A 15,709-nucleotide genomic window follows, 5' to 3' on the forward strand; every position below is an offset into this window, starting at 1 on the left:
GGCTTCTGTTAAAGCACAAGTCTGGTTAAGGGCGAAACTCTTTCAATTCACGTTGAATGAAATAATGAAACATTTCACGATACAGATGTTCAATAAATTCCTGATCGACGCCCTGCTGCTGCGCCAGTGCTCTGACATGTTCTACAATCTGTTCCATACGTTCAGGTGACTGTAAATCGGTTTCAGTTTTTTTAAAACGGGTGGTTTGATCAACATAAAATTGACGCGCAGCGATCAGCTCAACTAAAGCTGTATCAATGGCATCGATCTGTTGACGTGCATGTTCTAATGATTCAGCTTTGATCTTTTCCATGTTTTTTCAATTCACTTTCAGTTTGATTATTACTCTTATACTTTTCTTCTAACACATTACTGAAAATACTTTCAATCATCCAGACCCGATATAAGCTATTAAATGTATAACTTTGATCATCTATGCGTAACTCCAGTACCGGAAAGTTTGGCTGCGACTTCATTTCACAGAGCATATCATTGTCCTGCAACTTGGCCAGAATATCGTCCTGGCTCAGCTCGGCAATGTTGAGTTGCTGCTGCATACGCTTAAAATGCGGTGCATAGGACAAGTCTTGACCACGGGTCCAGACAGCTTGCAAGATCTGATACATGGCCTCGATGCGCTGTTCTTCAGGACAGCTATAAAATAACTGCGCCATGGGGGCAATCGCCGGCTCAGTCGGGCGGCAGAACGGGGTAAATTCGACCTCAGTCCGTTTCGACAAACGCGTGGCCAGACTCCAGTCAAACTCATCCCGGCCGCGATAAGACAAAGGATAGACCTTCATCTGGATATTATAATAATCCGCCAGTTCTTCTTTGATATAGGCCAGCAACAACCAGGAAATCGGATCTTCCAGCGCAATATATAAATCCAGTTCCGGGTCCATCGACTGGATCTCGTTCAGCTCTTCGGCATCACTGATCAGATGCTCACGCCATTCAATATGATTGATCAGGAAAATCGGATTGCCGGTGAGCAGTTTCTGCTGCTCCAGACGCCGGGTTAAACGTAACAGGTCGTCCACCGCCTGATACTGGCGGCCCCCCAAATCAAAATAGCTGGCCAGAACCGGAGTCTGGTCAAAAATGCGTTCGGGAAAATCCTGTGGCTGATGATGGCGGCTGGCCATGGCATATAAGGTACGTAATTTTCCGGTCTGCTTTTGCCAGAGCATATGAAATACATCTTCCAGCAGATACAGGAAATCCTGCCCGCGCAGCGGGGTGCGCCGTAAAATCAGTTCCGCCTGTTGCAAGGCTTCAGCGCTTGGCAATTCTGGCGTGTCATGAAAACTGAAACGATGCTGTTTCGACAAGATCTTGGCATCATTAATCGTGTAGTGCTGCCATTCATCAAAAGACATCTGGTTCGGCGCTTCGGCATGCTCACTGGAAATGATCACTTTCAGCGGCTTGAGTTCTGGACTTAAAATTTCTTCGAGCTGGGGCAACTGTTGTACCGCCAGATAACTGTACACATCATCCAGTCTTAAATGGATACTCAGCCCATCTTGAATAGATAACACCGTTTGACGGGTCGGTTTTTGGTAAAACCAACTCGATCGGATTGGATCAAACCAACGGCGTAACAGGGACATGAGATCGGCCTCGACAAGAATGACGGTGCGCAGCTCAACCATGAGAAGCTGCGCAGAATAATCTATTTTTAAGATCGCAGAAGCCAAAGCCCTGCATGGTGTAACAACTTATATCAAGTCTTGACATACTCCCGCCACTTTCGACTAGCTCAAGTGGGGGATTCTAAAAGCAAAAGCTCTTAGGTGACTTCCTCACGGATTTCACTTGCTTTCTGCTTCACAGGGCGATCTTTACCGCATCTTCCCTCGACAGACAAAACGGTATGTCCCACCGCTAAAATGTTACGAGAAGCGTTAATATCTGCATTCTCGCTAAAACCACAACTAACACACTCAAACTTAGCCTGAGTAGGTCTATTTTCTTTTGCAACATGACCGCATGAACTACAAGTCTGACTTGTATATCTAGGGTCAATCTTAACGAGTAAACCACCTCGCCATTGTTGCTTATACTCCAACATATTGACAAGCATTGACCAACCTTGATCTAGGATTGATTTGTTTAAGCCTGATTTAGCTTTAACATTCTTTCCTTTTTCTTCGATTGAGCCTTTGGCTGACTTCGACATATTGGCTACTTTTAAGTCCTCAACTACGATCATTGCGTGGTTTTTGCTGAGAGTTGTCGTGACTTTGTGCAAGTAGTCATGCCGAATATTGGCAATATGATGATGTAATTTATTGATCCTTAAATTAAGTTTTTTCCAATTTTGACTAAATTCGGTTTTCTTTCTCAACTTGCGTTGAAGCCTAGCCAACTTTACTTGGTTGGCTTTAAAACTATTGATTGGGTCAAATACCTGACCTGTTGATATTGTAATTAATTGCTTAATGCCAAGATCAACACCAATTGTAGATTTTGATGGATGAATTGGTTGTTCGATTTCACGGTTAGTACAAAATGAAACATACCAAAGCCCACAAATTTTCTTAATTGTAATACTTGTAATTTTACCAACAATTTCTTGTGATTTTTTAAATCTTATCCAACCTGTTTTTTTAGGCAAAGAAACTCGATCACCAATAACCTCACAATCTGCAAATGGAAGTCTAAAAGATTGCTCACCATCTAATTTCTTCTTGAATCTTGGCATGAGTGGTCTAAGCTCAATCTCACCACCATCAGCCAATTTAAAAAAATTGGGTTTACGTGGTTTCCGCTTGTTTTGCTTTAAACGAGCTTGTTCTTTTTTGTTGTAAAACTTACCCCATGCTTGAGCAAGATCACGTATTTTTTGCTGTAAGCAAGCTGAATATGTTTGACCAAGAAAAGAAAATTCAGGTGTTTTTTTAAGGGGTACTAATTTTTTTTCAATGCTTTCGTAACGAATATATTCATCTTTAGCAAACATTTCAAATGATTTAGCGAGAATTTGATTCCACACAAAACGAGCAGAACCTATTGCTTGATTAAGCAATATTTCCTGTTCTTGGTTAGGCAGAAGCCTAAACTTGTAGTGTTGTAAAATCTTCATTAAATCATTGTTTATAAAAGAATTGTAGTGTTTGAATTATAGCAAAAATAAGCAATAAAACCAAGAAAACATTATCTTTAATATGGCTATCGCCACTCGCTTGTATCCCCCACCTGACTGTCGGTGAGGGTCTTACGCCCGATTAAGATAAGCAAATGTTCAATGTTTAACAATGGATTAGAGGTCAAGATTCAAGTCAGTGACCGCCCCGGTTTCTGCACCTGAGGTCAGTTTGGCGAATTTGGCCAGTGCTCCATGGGTATAGTTCGGTTTTGGTTTGATCCAGGCTGCTTGACGTGCTGCAATCTCCGGCTCATCCACATGCCAGGTCATTTCCCGGGTTTCCGCATTAATTGAAATCTGGTCGCCATTTTGTACCAGACCAATCGGGCCGCCATCATAAGCTTCGGGGGTGACATGACCAATCACAAAACCGTGACTGCCACCCGAGAAGCGTCCATCGGTAATCAGGGCAACTGAAGCGCCTAAGCCCTTCCCGATAATCGCAGAGGTCGGTTTCAGCATTTCTGGCATTCCCGGGCCACCTTTGGGACCAACGCCACGAATCACCACCACTTCACCCGGCTGGACTTCGCCATCCAGAATACCGCGCATGGCACCCTGCTCACCTTCAAACACGCGAGCCGGGCCAGCAAAATGCAGTCCTTCCTTACCGGTAATTTTGGCGACCGCGCCCTTCGGTGACAGATTGCCTTTTAGAATCACCAGATGTGAGTCTTTTTTCACTGGCGCATCAAAAGGCAGAATAATCTGCTGGCCTTCCGGATAGTCCTGCACATCGGCCAGATTTTCTGCCAGCGTCTTACCTGTGACCGTCAGACATGAGCCATCCAGCATGCCGGCATCCAGCATGCGCTTCATCAGTGGTTGAATTCCACCAATCGCAATCAGTTCTGACATCAGATATTTACCTGATGGACGCACGTCGGCCACCACCGGAATATCTTTACCAATCCGCACGAAATCATCCAGACTCAATTCCACTCCTGCTGTATGTGCCATGGCTAAAAGATGCAGTACACCATTGGTCGAACCACCCAGCGCAATCAAGACTTTAATCGAGTTTTCAAAGGCGGCTTTGGTCATGATGTCGCGCGGCTTAATATCCAGTCGCAACAGGTTCATCACCGCTTCACCGGCCCGGGCACAGTCAATTTGCTTGTCTTCCGATACCGCTTCCTGTGCCGAAGAGCCCGGCAGGCTCATGCCTAAAGCTTCAATCGCAGAGGCCATCGAGTTGGCCGTGTACATACCGCCACACGAACCCGGACCTGGCAAGGAAACCTCTTCAATATGCTTGACCTGAATCGCGTTGATTTCACCTTTGGCATATTGACCCACCGCTTCAAACACTGAAATCATGTCGGTATGACCTTCACCCGGTTTGATGGTTCCGCCATAAATAAACAGCCCCGGACGGTTTAAACGGGCTAACCCCATAATGCAGCCGGGCATATTTTTGTCACAGCCACCAATGGCAATCACACCATCATAAGCCTGACAGCCGACCACGGTTTCAATCGAATCTGCGATCACTTCCCGTGACAGCAGGGAATATTTCATGCCTTCGGTGCCATTGGAAATGCCATCTGAAATGGTAATGGTATTAAAGATAATGCCCTTGCCACCCGCCGCACTCACGCCCTGCTCTACGGTTCTGGCCAGACCATCAATATGCATATTACAAGGCGTGACATTGGCCCAGGTCGAAGCAATGCCGATAAATGGCCGGTTAAAATCGGCATCCTGAAAACCGGTGGCACGCATCATGGAACGCGCCGGTGCATTTTCAATACCTTCATAAACGGGGGCAGAATGCTCGCGGATATTATCTTTACTCATTATTTTCTTCCTGGGCGTCGACTGATTTGAAACTTCAGTTTCAGCAATTTATTTTAAGACTATTGTATAGAAAGCATTCGGCATGTAAAAGAAATTACCCTATAGAAAAACATTTTGATGAATACTTAAAAAATTTTAATCACATGATCAAGCGACATGGATGTCGCCGTTTCGCTACTCTACAGGGAAGTAAAGTTAGCGGAACAAGAGCGTTTTGTTACTTTTGCGCCGTCAAAAGTAAGATTCTGCCTGCACAAAGATCATCAGAACTTTTAAAGTTATTAACGCTTTGATTTTAAGTGGATCTTCGATTTTTTTACCATACAGCCTCAAATTACCTGAGTAATTTTTAATGCTATCTCGTAGGCACTTTTACTTTTGCCGGGCCAAAAGTAAACAAAATCCCTTTGTTTGCCCGATATGGCATCCCTGCCATACGGGCAAACGTGCGACTTCCTGTCGCATTCTACTGGGCATAATTTGGAAAGTCTAAAAATAGTTTCTTGTATAAAAAAAGCACCCCATCTGGAGTGCTATTTAAATCTGTAAAATTACAAATTAGATATCACGTACTGCACCTTTCGAGGCACTGGTAGTATGCATCGCATACGCTTTCAGTGCTTTAGACACTTTACGCGGACGCTGTTCCGCAGGCTTCCAGCCTTTGGCTTCTTGTGCTTCACGGCGTGCTGCCATGGTTGCTTCGTCTACGGCCAGGTGAATAGTCCGGTTTGGAATATCAATTTCGATACGGTCACCATCTTCAACCAGACCAATCGCACCGCCTTCCGCAGCTTCAGGAGATACGTGACCGATTGAAAGGCCAGACGAACCGCCTGAGAAACGGCCATCCGTTAAAAGTGCACAGTCTTTACCCAAACCTTTCGATTTAAGATAACTGGTTGGATACAGCATTTCCTGCATGCCCGGACCACCACGTGGACCTTCGTAGCGAATTACCACCACATCACCCGCAGTGATTTTGCCGCCCAGAATCGCTTCTACAGCAGCATCCTGGCTTTCAAACACACGTGCAGTCCCGTTGAATTTCAGGATGGAATCATCCACACCCGCTGTTTTTACGATACAGCCTTCCAGTGCGATGTTGCCATAAAGTACTGCCAGGCCACCATCTTGCGAGAAGGCGTTGGCTGCATTACGGATCACGCCATTGTCACGGTCACCATCTAAACGGGCATAGTAACGGTCTTGTGAGAATGCCGTCTGCGTTGGTACACCGCCCGGCGCTGACTTAAAGAATTGATACACGTCTTCATCTTCAGTACGGATGATGTCCCATTTATCCAAGGCATCTTTTAAAGTTTTTTCATGGACGGTTGGAACAGATGTATCCAGCAAGCCTGCACGATCCAGTTCGCCCAGAATCGACATGATGCCACCGGCACGGTGTACATCTTCCATATGGACATCCTGTTTCGCTGGGGCAACCTTACAAAGAACCGGCACATTACGCGACAAACGGTCGATGTCGGTCATCGTGAAGTCGACTTCAGCCTCGTGTGCTGCTGCCAACAGATGCAGAACCGTATTGGTTGAACCACCCATTGAAATATCCAGCGTCATGGCATTTTCAAACGCTGCTTTGGTCGCGATTGAACGTGGCAACAAGCTGTAGTCATTTTGCTCATAATGACGTTTAGTGATTTCAACAATCAATTGACCCGCACGCTCGAATAATTTTTTACGATTTGCGTGGGTTGCCAGCGTAGAACCATTACCCGGTAAAGATAAACCTAAAGCTTCGGTCAAACAGTTCATGGAGTTGGCGGTGAACATGCCTGAACATGAACCACAGGTAGGACAGGCTGAACGCTCATAAGCTGCCACTTCTTCATCAGTAAAGCTGTCGTCTGCCGCAACCACCATGGCATCCACCAGGTCAATCGCGTGTTCATTGCCACGGATTTTGACCTTGCCCGCTTCCATCGGACCGCCAGAGACAAATACCACCGGAATGTTCAGGCGCATCGCGGCCATCAACATTCCCGGGGTGATCTTGTCACAGTTCGAGATACACACCATCGCATCGGCACAATGGGCATTGACCATGTACTCGACCGAGTCTGCAATCAGATCTCGTGAAGGCAATGAATACAGCATGCCGTCATGACCCATCGCAATACCGTCATCGACCGCAATGGTATTGAATTCTTTTGCTACACCGCCTGACGCTTCAATTTGACGTGCCACCAGCTGACCCAGATCTTTAAGATGCACATGACCCGGTACAAACTGGGTGAACGAGTTCACCACCGCAATAATCGGTTTACCGAAATCTTCATCTTTCATGCCGGTGGCACGCCATAAACCGCGTGCGCCAGCCATATTTCTTCCGTGTGTCGATGTTTTTGAACGATAGTCAGGCATTTTATATTTCCAACAAAGTTTGAGCTTGCAATGAATCGGGCAGATCCACTCTGGCTAAATCATACTGACAAGGAGCTTAAATCAGTTGAATTTTAAACCTATCATACTACAAGCCCTTGATTTACAAGATGGCCTTTTGGGTGTAGATGCAGGCAAAAATGTCTATAGAGAGGTTTGGATGATCTGACGATAAAAATTTCTTAATGAAATCTACTATACCGCCATCATCATCAGGACAATACAAAACTTTCATGAATAATTTTTACAATTTGCATGAGTTTTTTTTATATAAAAATTCCACCGAAATTCAAGTACTCACAGGCCTTATTCGATAAGTTTTTGCAACGATTAGGCTGAAATTTGGCTTTTGGCTTATAATACCCTTTAAGTTTATTTGGAATTTCATGTGTGAAGATCATATTTGCGGGCACACCAGAATTTGCAGCCACAGCATTGGCTGCACTGCTTAAAACCGAACATGAAATTGTTGCGGTCTACACTCAACCGGACCGCAAAGCTGGACGTGGACAAAAACTGAGAGCTTCTGCAGTCAAGCAGCTGGCTTTAGAAAATAATATTCCGGTCTACCAACCGCTTCACTTCAAATCTTCGACTGAAGAAGGTCTGGCAGCGCAAGCGGAACTTAAAGCCTTAAATGCAGATGTGATGGTAGTGGCGGCTTATGGCCTGATCCTGCCACAAGTGGTTCTGGATACGCCAAAATATGGTTGCCTGAATATTCATGGTTCCCTGTTGCCGCGCTGGCGCGGTGCAGCCCCGATTCAGCGCGCGATTGCTACCGGCGATGCCGAGACCGGTGTAACCATTATGAAAATGGCGGCCGGTCTGGATACCGGGGATATGATGTATAAAACATTGTGCCCGATTAGCGCCGAGGATACTTCTGCCAGCCTGCATGACAAACTGGCGTTACAAGGTGCTGAGGCGATTGTGGCCGTGCTCGAATCGGAACAGACTTTACAGCACTATCTTGAGACTCGTGAAGTTCAGGATGAAAGCCTGACGGTTTACGCGCATAAACTGACAAAAGCCGAAGCGCAAATTGATTGGACCCAGCCTGCAGCAGACATTGACCGTAATATTCGTGCCTTTAATCCTTGGCCAGTGGCATTTACCCCGCTTGATGACAGCAACAATTTACGCATCTGGAGTTCATCACTTTCCAAGCAAAACGCAAGCAATGCCCTGCCTGGTGAAGTAATTACCCTGGATAAAGACGGCGTGCATGTAATGTGTGGCGATCAAAATGTCATTTGCATCACCAATCTGCAATGGCCAGGCGGCAAAGCCCTGAATGCTGTTCAAATTAATCAAACTCAAAAACTATCGGTAGGATATAAATTCGCATGAGCCAAATTCAATCATCAGCTAAAAATTTGAATTTGCGCGCGCAAGTTGTAAAAACGCTATTGGCTGTACAAAATGGCCAATCACTTGCTTCTGTACTCAATCAACATATTAATATTGTGTCTGAACGTGACCGTGGTCTTTATCACGAGTTAACGCTAGGCTGTTTACGTCAGTGGCATGGCCTGAAAGCCATCACCCTGCCGCTATTAACCAAACCTCTTGATAACCAGGCTCTAGAAAGCTGCTTATATTTGGGTTTGTACCAGATTCTATGTACGCGTATTCCGGCACATGCTGCGATTTCAGAAACCGTCACTGCAGCCAAACAGCTGGGATTTGAACCTTTAAGCGGTCTGGTCAATGCGGTACTGCGTCGTGTTTCACGTGAAACAGAAGAATTTGACCTGGCTTTAAATCAGGCGCATGGCCTGCCAAGCTGGCTCTACAAGCGTTTAAAGAAAGACTGGCCGGAACAGCTTGCCGAGCTGTCACATGACTTGAAACAGATTGCGCCGCTTACCTTGCGTGTCAATATCAATCAGGTCAGCCGTGATGAATATCTGGAAATTCTGGAAGAAGAAGGCTATGAAGCACGTGCCTGTACTCTTTCTGAAGTTGGGATTGTACTGGAACAGAATGTGCATATTCCGAACCTGCCGGGCTATGAAGCCGGCGGTTTCTCGGTGCAGGATGAACATGCCCAGCTGTGTGCGACCTTAGTTCCTGACCTTGAAGGCAAAATCGTAGTAGATGCCTGCGCTGCGCCAGGGGGTAAGACTGCGCATATCTTGGAAAAATACAGCCCGAAAAAACTCTATGCCATTGATCAGGATGCTAAACGTTTAGTCCGTGTGGCAGAAAATCTGGAACGTTTACTGTTAACTGAATATGCCGACGTTGAAATTATCGCGGCTGATGCGATCACCTGGACCGCTCCGGAGCCGGTCGATTGTATCGTACTGGATGCACCATGCTCTGCAATTGGTGTGATCCGTCGTCATCCGGATATTCGCTTGTTACGTCACTCTACCGATATTCCGCAAACGGTACAGCTGCAAAAGCAGATTCTGGAAAATATGTGGCAGCAACTGAAAGTCGGTGGTACGTTGCTGTACATCACCTGTTCAATTCTGAAAGCCGAAAATGAACAACAGATGGTCGAGTTCTTTGCTCAACATGCCGATGCCAAAGAAATCAAAATCGAAGCCGATTGGGGCATCGAACAGATTCATGGCCGTCAATTGTTACCGAAAGCGGATCAAGGCGACGGCTTCTTCTATTGCCGTATTGAAAAAACGGCATAAATCATGCGTTTAAAATGAAAGGCAGCCTAAGCTGCCTTTTTTATATCTCGTGATTTAGTGAATATGAGGTTTATTGAATAAACTTAAAAATCACCAGACTGCTGGCCAATGCAGCCATGCCACTGACCAGCCCATATACCGTTTCATGTCCTTTGGCATAGCGTTTTGCCGTCGGCAATAATTCATCCAGTGCCAGATAAACCATCACGCCGCCAATCACCCCAAAGATCAGACCATAGACGGTTTCACTCATATAAGGTGCCAGAATAAAATAACCGAGCGCTGCCCCCAATGGTTCGGCCAGGCCCGAGACCAGACTGGCCCAGAGCGCATAATCTTTACGGCCGGTGGCCATATATACCGGCAAGGCTATCGCCACACCTTCTGGCACATTATGAATCGCAATTGCCACCGCCAACGGCGCACCTAAAGCTGGGCTTTCTAGTGTGGCAAAAAACGTCGCCAGTCCTTCTGGTAGGTTATGTGCGCTAATCGCAAACAGGGTCAGCATACCGGTACGCAGTAATTGGGGGGAACTGACGCCCTTGGCAGAATGGGTTTCAATCGTGTCATGCGGATTCGGCACAAAGCGATCCAGCAATAACACCAAAACCACGCCCAGTAAAAAAGCAAAAGTGCCAAAGGCAAAACCGGTTTTTTCATCAAAATCCAGACTAAAGGACGCAATCGATTTGTTCAGAATTTCGGTTAAAGAGACATAGATCATGGCACCGGCAGCAAAGGCCAAACCAAAGGCCAGCAGGCGGAAATTGGGTTTTTTTAAGAATAATACCAGCCCCCCACCCACCACGGTGGCCAGCCCGGCAAATAAAGTTACGGCAAAGGCTGTATATACTTGTCCATCTGAAACGGAAATCATGTCAAAGCATCAGCCATTAAAAAAGTCATTATCATCAAGGATGATAATGACTTCCGTTTATGGCAACAGTACGTTTATGTGAAGATTTTTAGTCTTCTGGTTCTTCCGGATTCTTTACCAGATGAATCACAGCCAGTACCAGACCACCCCATAATAAAACGATGGAGATGATCATCATGATTAGTGCAGATGTATTCATAGTCGCTCTCCTAGCTGTGACGGTCTTTGATCAGGCTGAACAGAATGGCACCCAGAATAAAGAATGCCATCACTCCTCCACCTACCATCCATAGGGTACTGGCAGCATAGCCACCATAACCTTCTGCCATGACGGATTTCAGGGTCAAGCCCAATGCCAGCAATAATGACAAAGGCGTGATCACCGTCAGCATGAAGTTCCAGCTGGCACCCAGTTTCACGCTGGCAAACTCATTCACATGGCCTTCCAGCTGTTTCATTAATGGACGACGGAACCACGACAACAGAATAATCGATAACAGACCACCACCGACAATACCGATGTTATTGGCAAAGTAGTCGATGATATCGACAAAGGTAATCGCACTATGTGTCGAGAACATCAGGGTAGAAATCACTGCTGAACCACCAGCAATAATCGTCACTGACTTGTTCTTTGACCAGCCCAGCTTGTCCTGGAATGCAGCAATCGGAACTTGCAGGATGCTCACCATGGAGGTAATACCCGCCACCGTCAATGAACCAAAGAACAGGAAACCGAACAGGTCACCACCTGCACCTAAACTGGAAATGATTTTCGGAAACGCAATAAAGGCCAGACCAATACCACCGGACACCACATCTTCAACTTTCGCACCTGAGCTGAATGCCATAAAACCAAGCGCGGCAAAGACACCAATACCCGCCAGGATTTCAAAAGACGAGTTGGCCAGTGCCACCACGATCCCGGAACCGGTCAGGTTGGTTTTGCGTTTCAGGTAAGATGCATAGGTCAACATGATCCCGAAGCCCACTGACAATGAGAAGAAGATATGACCAAAAGCGGCTAACCAGACTTTATAGTTGGCCATCGCTTCCCAGTTCGGCGTGAAGAAAGCATTTAAACCATCGACTGCACCCGGTAAACGGACTGCCTGAATCACTAGGATCGTGAATAAAATCACCAGCAATGGCATAAAGATTTTATTCGCCAGTTCTACCCCACGGCGTACGCCACCGTAAAGAATCAGCATGACTGCTGCCCAAACGACTACCAGACCGAAGAACAGTACAGGTACGAAACCGAAAGTCAGGCCCTCACCATTTTGCAGGTAAGTATTGAAGAAGAAGCCTTGAGTATCTGTGCCCCACTGCTGTCCAAAGGAATAGAACATATAGCTGCCGGCCCAAGACAAGACACTGGCATAGTAAATTCCGATCACCAGAGTGACCATGACCTGCCACCAACCCAAGGATTCGGCATTCATGAGTTTTTTATAGGCCATAGGCGGTGCTTTACGGAACTTGTGTCCGACCGCATAGTCTAAAAACAATAAAGGTAAACCTGCTGCGAAAATCGCAATCAGATAAGGGATCAGGAATGCCCCGCCACCATTTTCATAGGCAACATAAGGGAAACGCCAGATATTCCCCAAGCCAACGGCGGAACCAATCGCTGCAATAATGAATCCTGATCGTGCGGACCAATTCTCACGAGTTTCTGTCATAGAACACCTAAACTTTTAACCCCTTTAGATGCTGCTTGTTATGGTTATGGCGCAAGCAAAAAAAGAAGCATTTTCAATAATTTTGGGTGTTTGAATTAGAGGGCACCTTGTGGGCGTCGAATTCTAATGTACAAACAGGTCAGCAGGTCTTACATCTTGCTTAAAGTCTGATCGAAAAACTGACCTTGTAGATGATTTAACAATACTGACTTTTTTAAATTTTTTCTGTAAATTCTGCTTAAAATATTCGTTATTTATAATCTATTCGAATTAAGCGTTCAATAATTCTGCGAAATAAGCCAGATTAAACAAGTTATATATTGACAAACTTTTTGGAATATATTTTTCTTAAGTTTTACTACAGGGTCGCTGTTTCAAAAAATGTATTCCAAGACTCTGATCCAGCATCTGTTTTTAGATCATTATTTGAAGATGAAACGGCTCATACTAAGGCAAATGACCAAGCCGTGATATGGGAAATCAAATTCTCTCATGGAATTTTGACCTCTTTAAAAACCGGTTTAAATATCACAAGCAGATTTAAAACAAGCTGCCTGTGATATCGAAGCGATGAGTATTCTAAACTTAGGCTTTAATCACCAGCATGCGCTCTTCCTGCATGTCGCGAATGGCTGACTGAATTCCTTCACGACCCAGACCTGAATCTTTGACCCCGCCATAAGGCATGTTATCGACCCGGAAAGACGGAATATCATTGATGATGACACCGCCCACATGCAGATGATCCCAGGCATACAGCATCTTGTTCAGATTCTGGGTATAGACCCCAGCTTGCAAGCCAAAACGGCTGCGGTTGATACAGGCAATACCGGATTCGAAATCAGCATACGCTTCCAGAATTGCCACCGGGCCAAAGGCTTCATCACGGTAGATTTCCAGACTGTGGTCTACATTTTCCAGCAAGGTCGGTGCGAACATCACACCATTTAGCTCACCTCCAATCAGGATTTTCGCATCTTTTTTCAAGGCTTTATCCAGCCATTTTTTCAGGCGTTTAGCTTCTGCTTCTTTGATCATCGGACCAACCAAGGTCGTGCTTAAATTCGGATCGGCTGCTTTAATCGTTTTCAGTTTCGCCAGTAGTTTTTCTTTCACTTCAGTATAAATCTGCTGATGCACCAAAATGCGTTGCACACTGATACACACCTGTCCGGCATGGTTATACGCCCCGCCAATTAGACGGTTAATCAAGGCATCGTTAATTTCGGTATCTGGCTCAATCATGACAGCAGCATTGCCACCCAGCTCCAAGACCACTTTTTTACGACCGGCACGCGCTTTCATATCCCAGCCTACAGCATCGGAACCGGTAAAACTGAGTAATTTAAAACGCTCATCGGTGACCAGTAGATCAGCCAGCTCTCGCGGACAGGGCAATACCGAAAACGCACCTCGCGGTAAATCGGTTTCCGCCATAATTTCAGCAATTTTTAAGGCAGAAATCGGGGTCAGGCTAGGTGGTTTCAGCACAAAGGGACAACCGGCTGCAATCGCAGGAGCAATTTTATGCGCGGTCAGGTTTAAAGGAAAATTAAACGGACTAATCAAAGACACTGCACCAATCGGCACCTGTTTTACAATGCCCCGATAACCGGATGCTGCCGCAGTCACGGCCAAAGGCAGCATACGTCCCTGATCAACTTGGGTCACGGCATCTGCGGCAATCTGGAAAGTATTAATCAGACGTTCAACTTCGGCTTCAGCTGCTTTACGCGGCTTGCCCCCTTCTGCAATCAGAATTTCAGTCAGTTCTTCATGAATCTCACGAAAACGGCGTACGCAATGCAGCAGAATTTTCTGTTTCTGAAACGGCTCCAAGGCAGCCATTTCGGCTTCAGCATATACGGCAGACTGAATCGCCTGTTCCAGTGTATTGGCATCAGCCAAGGCGACACGGGCATACAGTTCGTGGTTATATTTATGTTTGACCTCTAACCATTCACCCGTCTGAACGGCCTGACCGGCGACATATAATGCATACTCTTTCGTTTGTTGTGTGCTTCTCGCTACCATCTTATTGTCCTGCAAAATCCAAGGATATACATTTTTGAAATTCTCTATATCATGCACTTGCTACTCCATATTAAGAAGATGTTTTTAAGTAACCAGACACCTCCAATTTTAATAAAGCTTTAGGGAATAGAGCCATGCGCGCAAAAATACTCACCACCTTATTCTTCGGTTTTGGACTCAGTACGCTCAGTCATGCAGATGTAATCGGCGTGAAAGCGGATCTCAGCTACTGGGATTTTGACGGCTATAGCCAGGATAACAATTTCAAGCATGAGCTGGATCGACAAGGTACAGCACAACTATCTGTCGCTGTAGAACATCCGGTGCCATTGTTACCAAATGCAAAAATCAAATACGTCAATCTGGACAGCACCAGCGAACAGAGTTCTCTTATCAATGCCTCAGATATCGAGCTGAACAATATTGACTATATTCTGTATTACGAATTGCTGGATACCATTGTGCATGCGGATATAGGCACAGGTTTAACCAATCTGGATGGTACGGTGGAAAACCGGACTGCTGGCGCTTTCACTCAATACGATCTGGATGAATACAGTCCACTGCTCTATGCAACAGCCGGAGTTAAATTGCCATTTACCGGTATGAGTGCCAAAGCAGAAGCGGTTTACAGTCACGGCAGTGATACCCGAAAGACCGATGTACAAGCCGAACTGCAATATGATTTCATTGATAATCTGCTGGTCGATGTCGGTGCCAAAATCGGTTATCGCATCATGCAAGTGGATTTTGAACAGGATCAACGTCCAGATTTACAGCTGGAATTTAAAGGCCCTTATATCGGTCTAGATGTGCATTTTTAATGCAATACAACTGGTTAAGCTTGCACAGCTCAATTTCTCTGCGCTGATGTAAGCCAAAGCGTACAGCAATAACCGCAATCTGCTGCTAGTGCGCCACCGGGATGTGTATTACTTTATAAACATAGAGAGCAGGATGCTCCAGAAGACCTAAAAACAAGAATAACATCGCAACACCAGGACGTGAGGTACGACAGGAGTTATACCTAAATCACGAGATACGAAAAAGCCCCGACAGGATGTCGGGGCTTTTTTTTCTGCCTATTATTTTA

Annotated in this window: 12 protein-coding genes; 3 read left to right on the top strand and 9 right to left on the bottom strand. The window is 45.7% G+C overall.

Annotated features, from left to right (window positions below; all coding sequences use genetic code 11):
• Positions 1-25: 25 nt before the first annotated feature.
• The 5 genes from F890_RS17160 to ilvD (F890_RS17180) form a co-directional block, all read right to left on the bottom strand.
• Complete coding sequence (locus tag F890_RS17160) at positions 26-313, bottom strand: chorismate mutase (RefSeq protein WP_005173592.1); 288 nt, start codon at positions 311-313, stop codon at positions 26-28.
• Complete coding sequence (locus F890_RS17165) at positions 294-1,616, bottom strand: hypothetical protein (protein WP_026056553.1); 1,323 nt, start codon at positions 1,614-1,616, stop codon at positions 294-296. The genes F890_RS17160 and F890_RS17165 overlap by 20 nt, the downstream gene beginning before the upstream one ends.
• A gap of 179 nt (positions 1,617-1,795) precedes the next feature.
• Positions 1,796-3,091: an RNA-guided endonuclease InsQ/TnpB family protein gene (locus F890_RS17170; RefSeq protein ID WP_005268203.1), complete on the bottom strand. Its 1,296-nt coding sequence runs from the start codon at positions 3,089-3,091 to the stop codon at positions 1,796-1,798.
• Positions 3,092-3,268: 177 nt separating this feature from the next.
• Positions 3,269-4,954 (bottom strand): dihydroxy-acid dehydratase, encoded by a 1,686-nt coding sequence (gene ilvD / locus F890_RS17175; RefSeq protein ID WP_004280835.1) that lies wholly within the window; start codon positions 4,952-4,954, stop codon positions 3,269-3,271.
• Between the two features lie 558 nt (positions 4,955-5,512).
• On the bottom strand, positions 5,513-7,342 hold the full coding sequence (gene ilvD / locus F890_RS17180; protein WP_026056552.1) for a dihydroxy-acid dehydratase: 1,830 nt from the start codon (positions 7,340-7,342) through the stop codon (positions 5,513-5,515).
• 408 nt (positions 7,343-7,750) lie between these two features.
• Between ilvD (F890_RS17180) and fmt the strand changes: the two genes are divergently transcribed.
• Together fmt and rsmB are read left to right on the top strand one after the other, a co-directional pair.
• Entirely contained in the window at positions 7,751-8,713 is a 963-nt protein-coding gene (gene fmt / locus F890_RS17185) for a methionyl-tRNA formyltransferase (protein WP_005268206.1), read from the top strand.
• Positions 8,710-10,017: a 16S rRNA (cytosine(967)-C(5))-methyltransferase RsmB gene (gene rsmB / locus F890_RS17190; RefSeq protein WP_004280818.1), complete on the top strand. Its 1,308-nt coding sequence runs from the start codon at positions 8,710-8,712 to the stop codon at positions 10,015-10,017. Before fmt ends, rsmB begins: the two co-directional genes overlap by 4 nt.
• Before the next feature lie 70 nt (positions 10,018-10,087).
• On the opposite strand, the gene zupT is transcribed toward rsmB, so the two are convergent.
• The 4 genes from zupT to F890_RS17205 form a co-directional block, all read right to left on the bottom strand.
• A complete protein-coding gene (gene zupT / locus F890_RS17195) occupies positions 10,088-10,897 on the bottom strand; it encodes a zinc transporter ZupT (RefSeq protein WP_005268208.1) in 810 nt (269 codons plus the stop codon).
• A gap of 88 nt (positions 10,898-10,985) precedes the next feature.
• Positions 10,986-11,096, bottom strand: a complete 111-nt coding sequence (locus tag F890_RS18410; protein WP_005268210.1) for a methionine/alanine import family NSS transporter small subunit — start codon at positions 11,094-11,096, stop codon at positions 10,986-10,988.
• 10 nt (positions 11,097-11,106) lie between these two features.
• Complete coding sequence (locus F890_RS17200) at positions 11,107-12,582, bottom strand: sodium-dependent transporter (RefSeq protein ID WP_005268212.1); 1,476 nt, start codon at positions 12,580-12,582, stop codon at positions 11,107-11,109.
• Positions 12,583-13,167: 585 nt separating this feature from the next.
• Positions 13,168-14,616 carry an aldehyde dehydrogenase family protein gene (locus F890_RS17205; protein ID WP_026056551.1) on the bottom strand — a complete coding sequence of 483 codons (1,449 nt, stop codon included), beginning with the start codon at positions 14,614-14,616 and terminating at the stop codon, positions 13,168-13,170.
• A gap of 134 nt (positions 14,617-14,750) precedes the next feature.
• On the opposite strand from F890_RS17205, the gene F890_RS17210 reads away from it, so the two are divergent.
• The gene (locus F890_RS17210; protein ID WP_005268214.1) at positions 14,751-15,440 is read left to right on the top strand and encodes a TIGR04219 family outer membrane beta-barrel protein; all 690 of its coding nucleotides are present in this window, start codon (positions 14,751-14,753) and stop codon (positions 15,438-15,440) included.
• Positions 15,441-15,709 lie beyond the last annotated feature (269 nt).

The organism is Acinetobacter sp. CIP 64.7 (assembly GCF_000369745.1).
Classification (GTDB): Bacteria; Pseudomonadota; Gammaproteobacteria; order Pseudomonadales; family Moraxellaceae; genus Acinetobacter; species Acinetobacter fasciculus.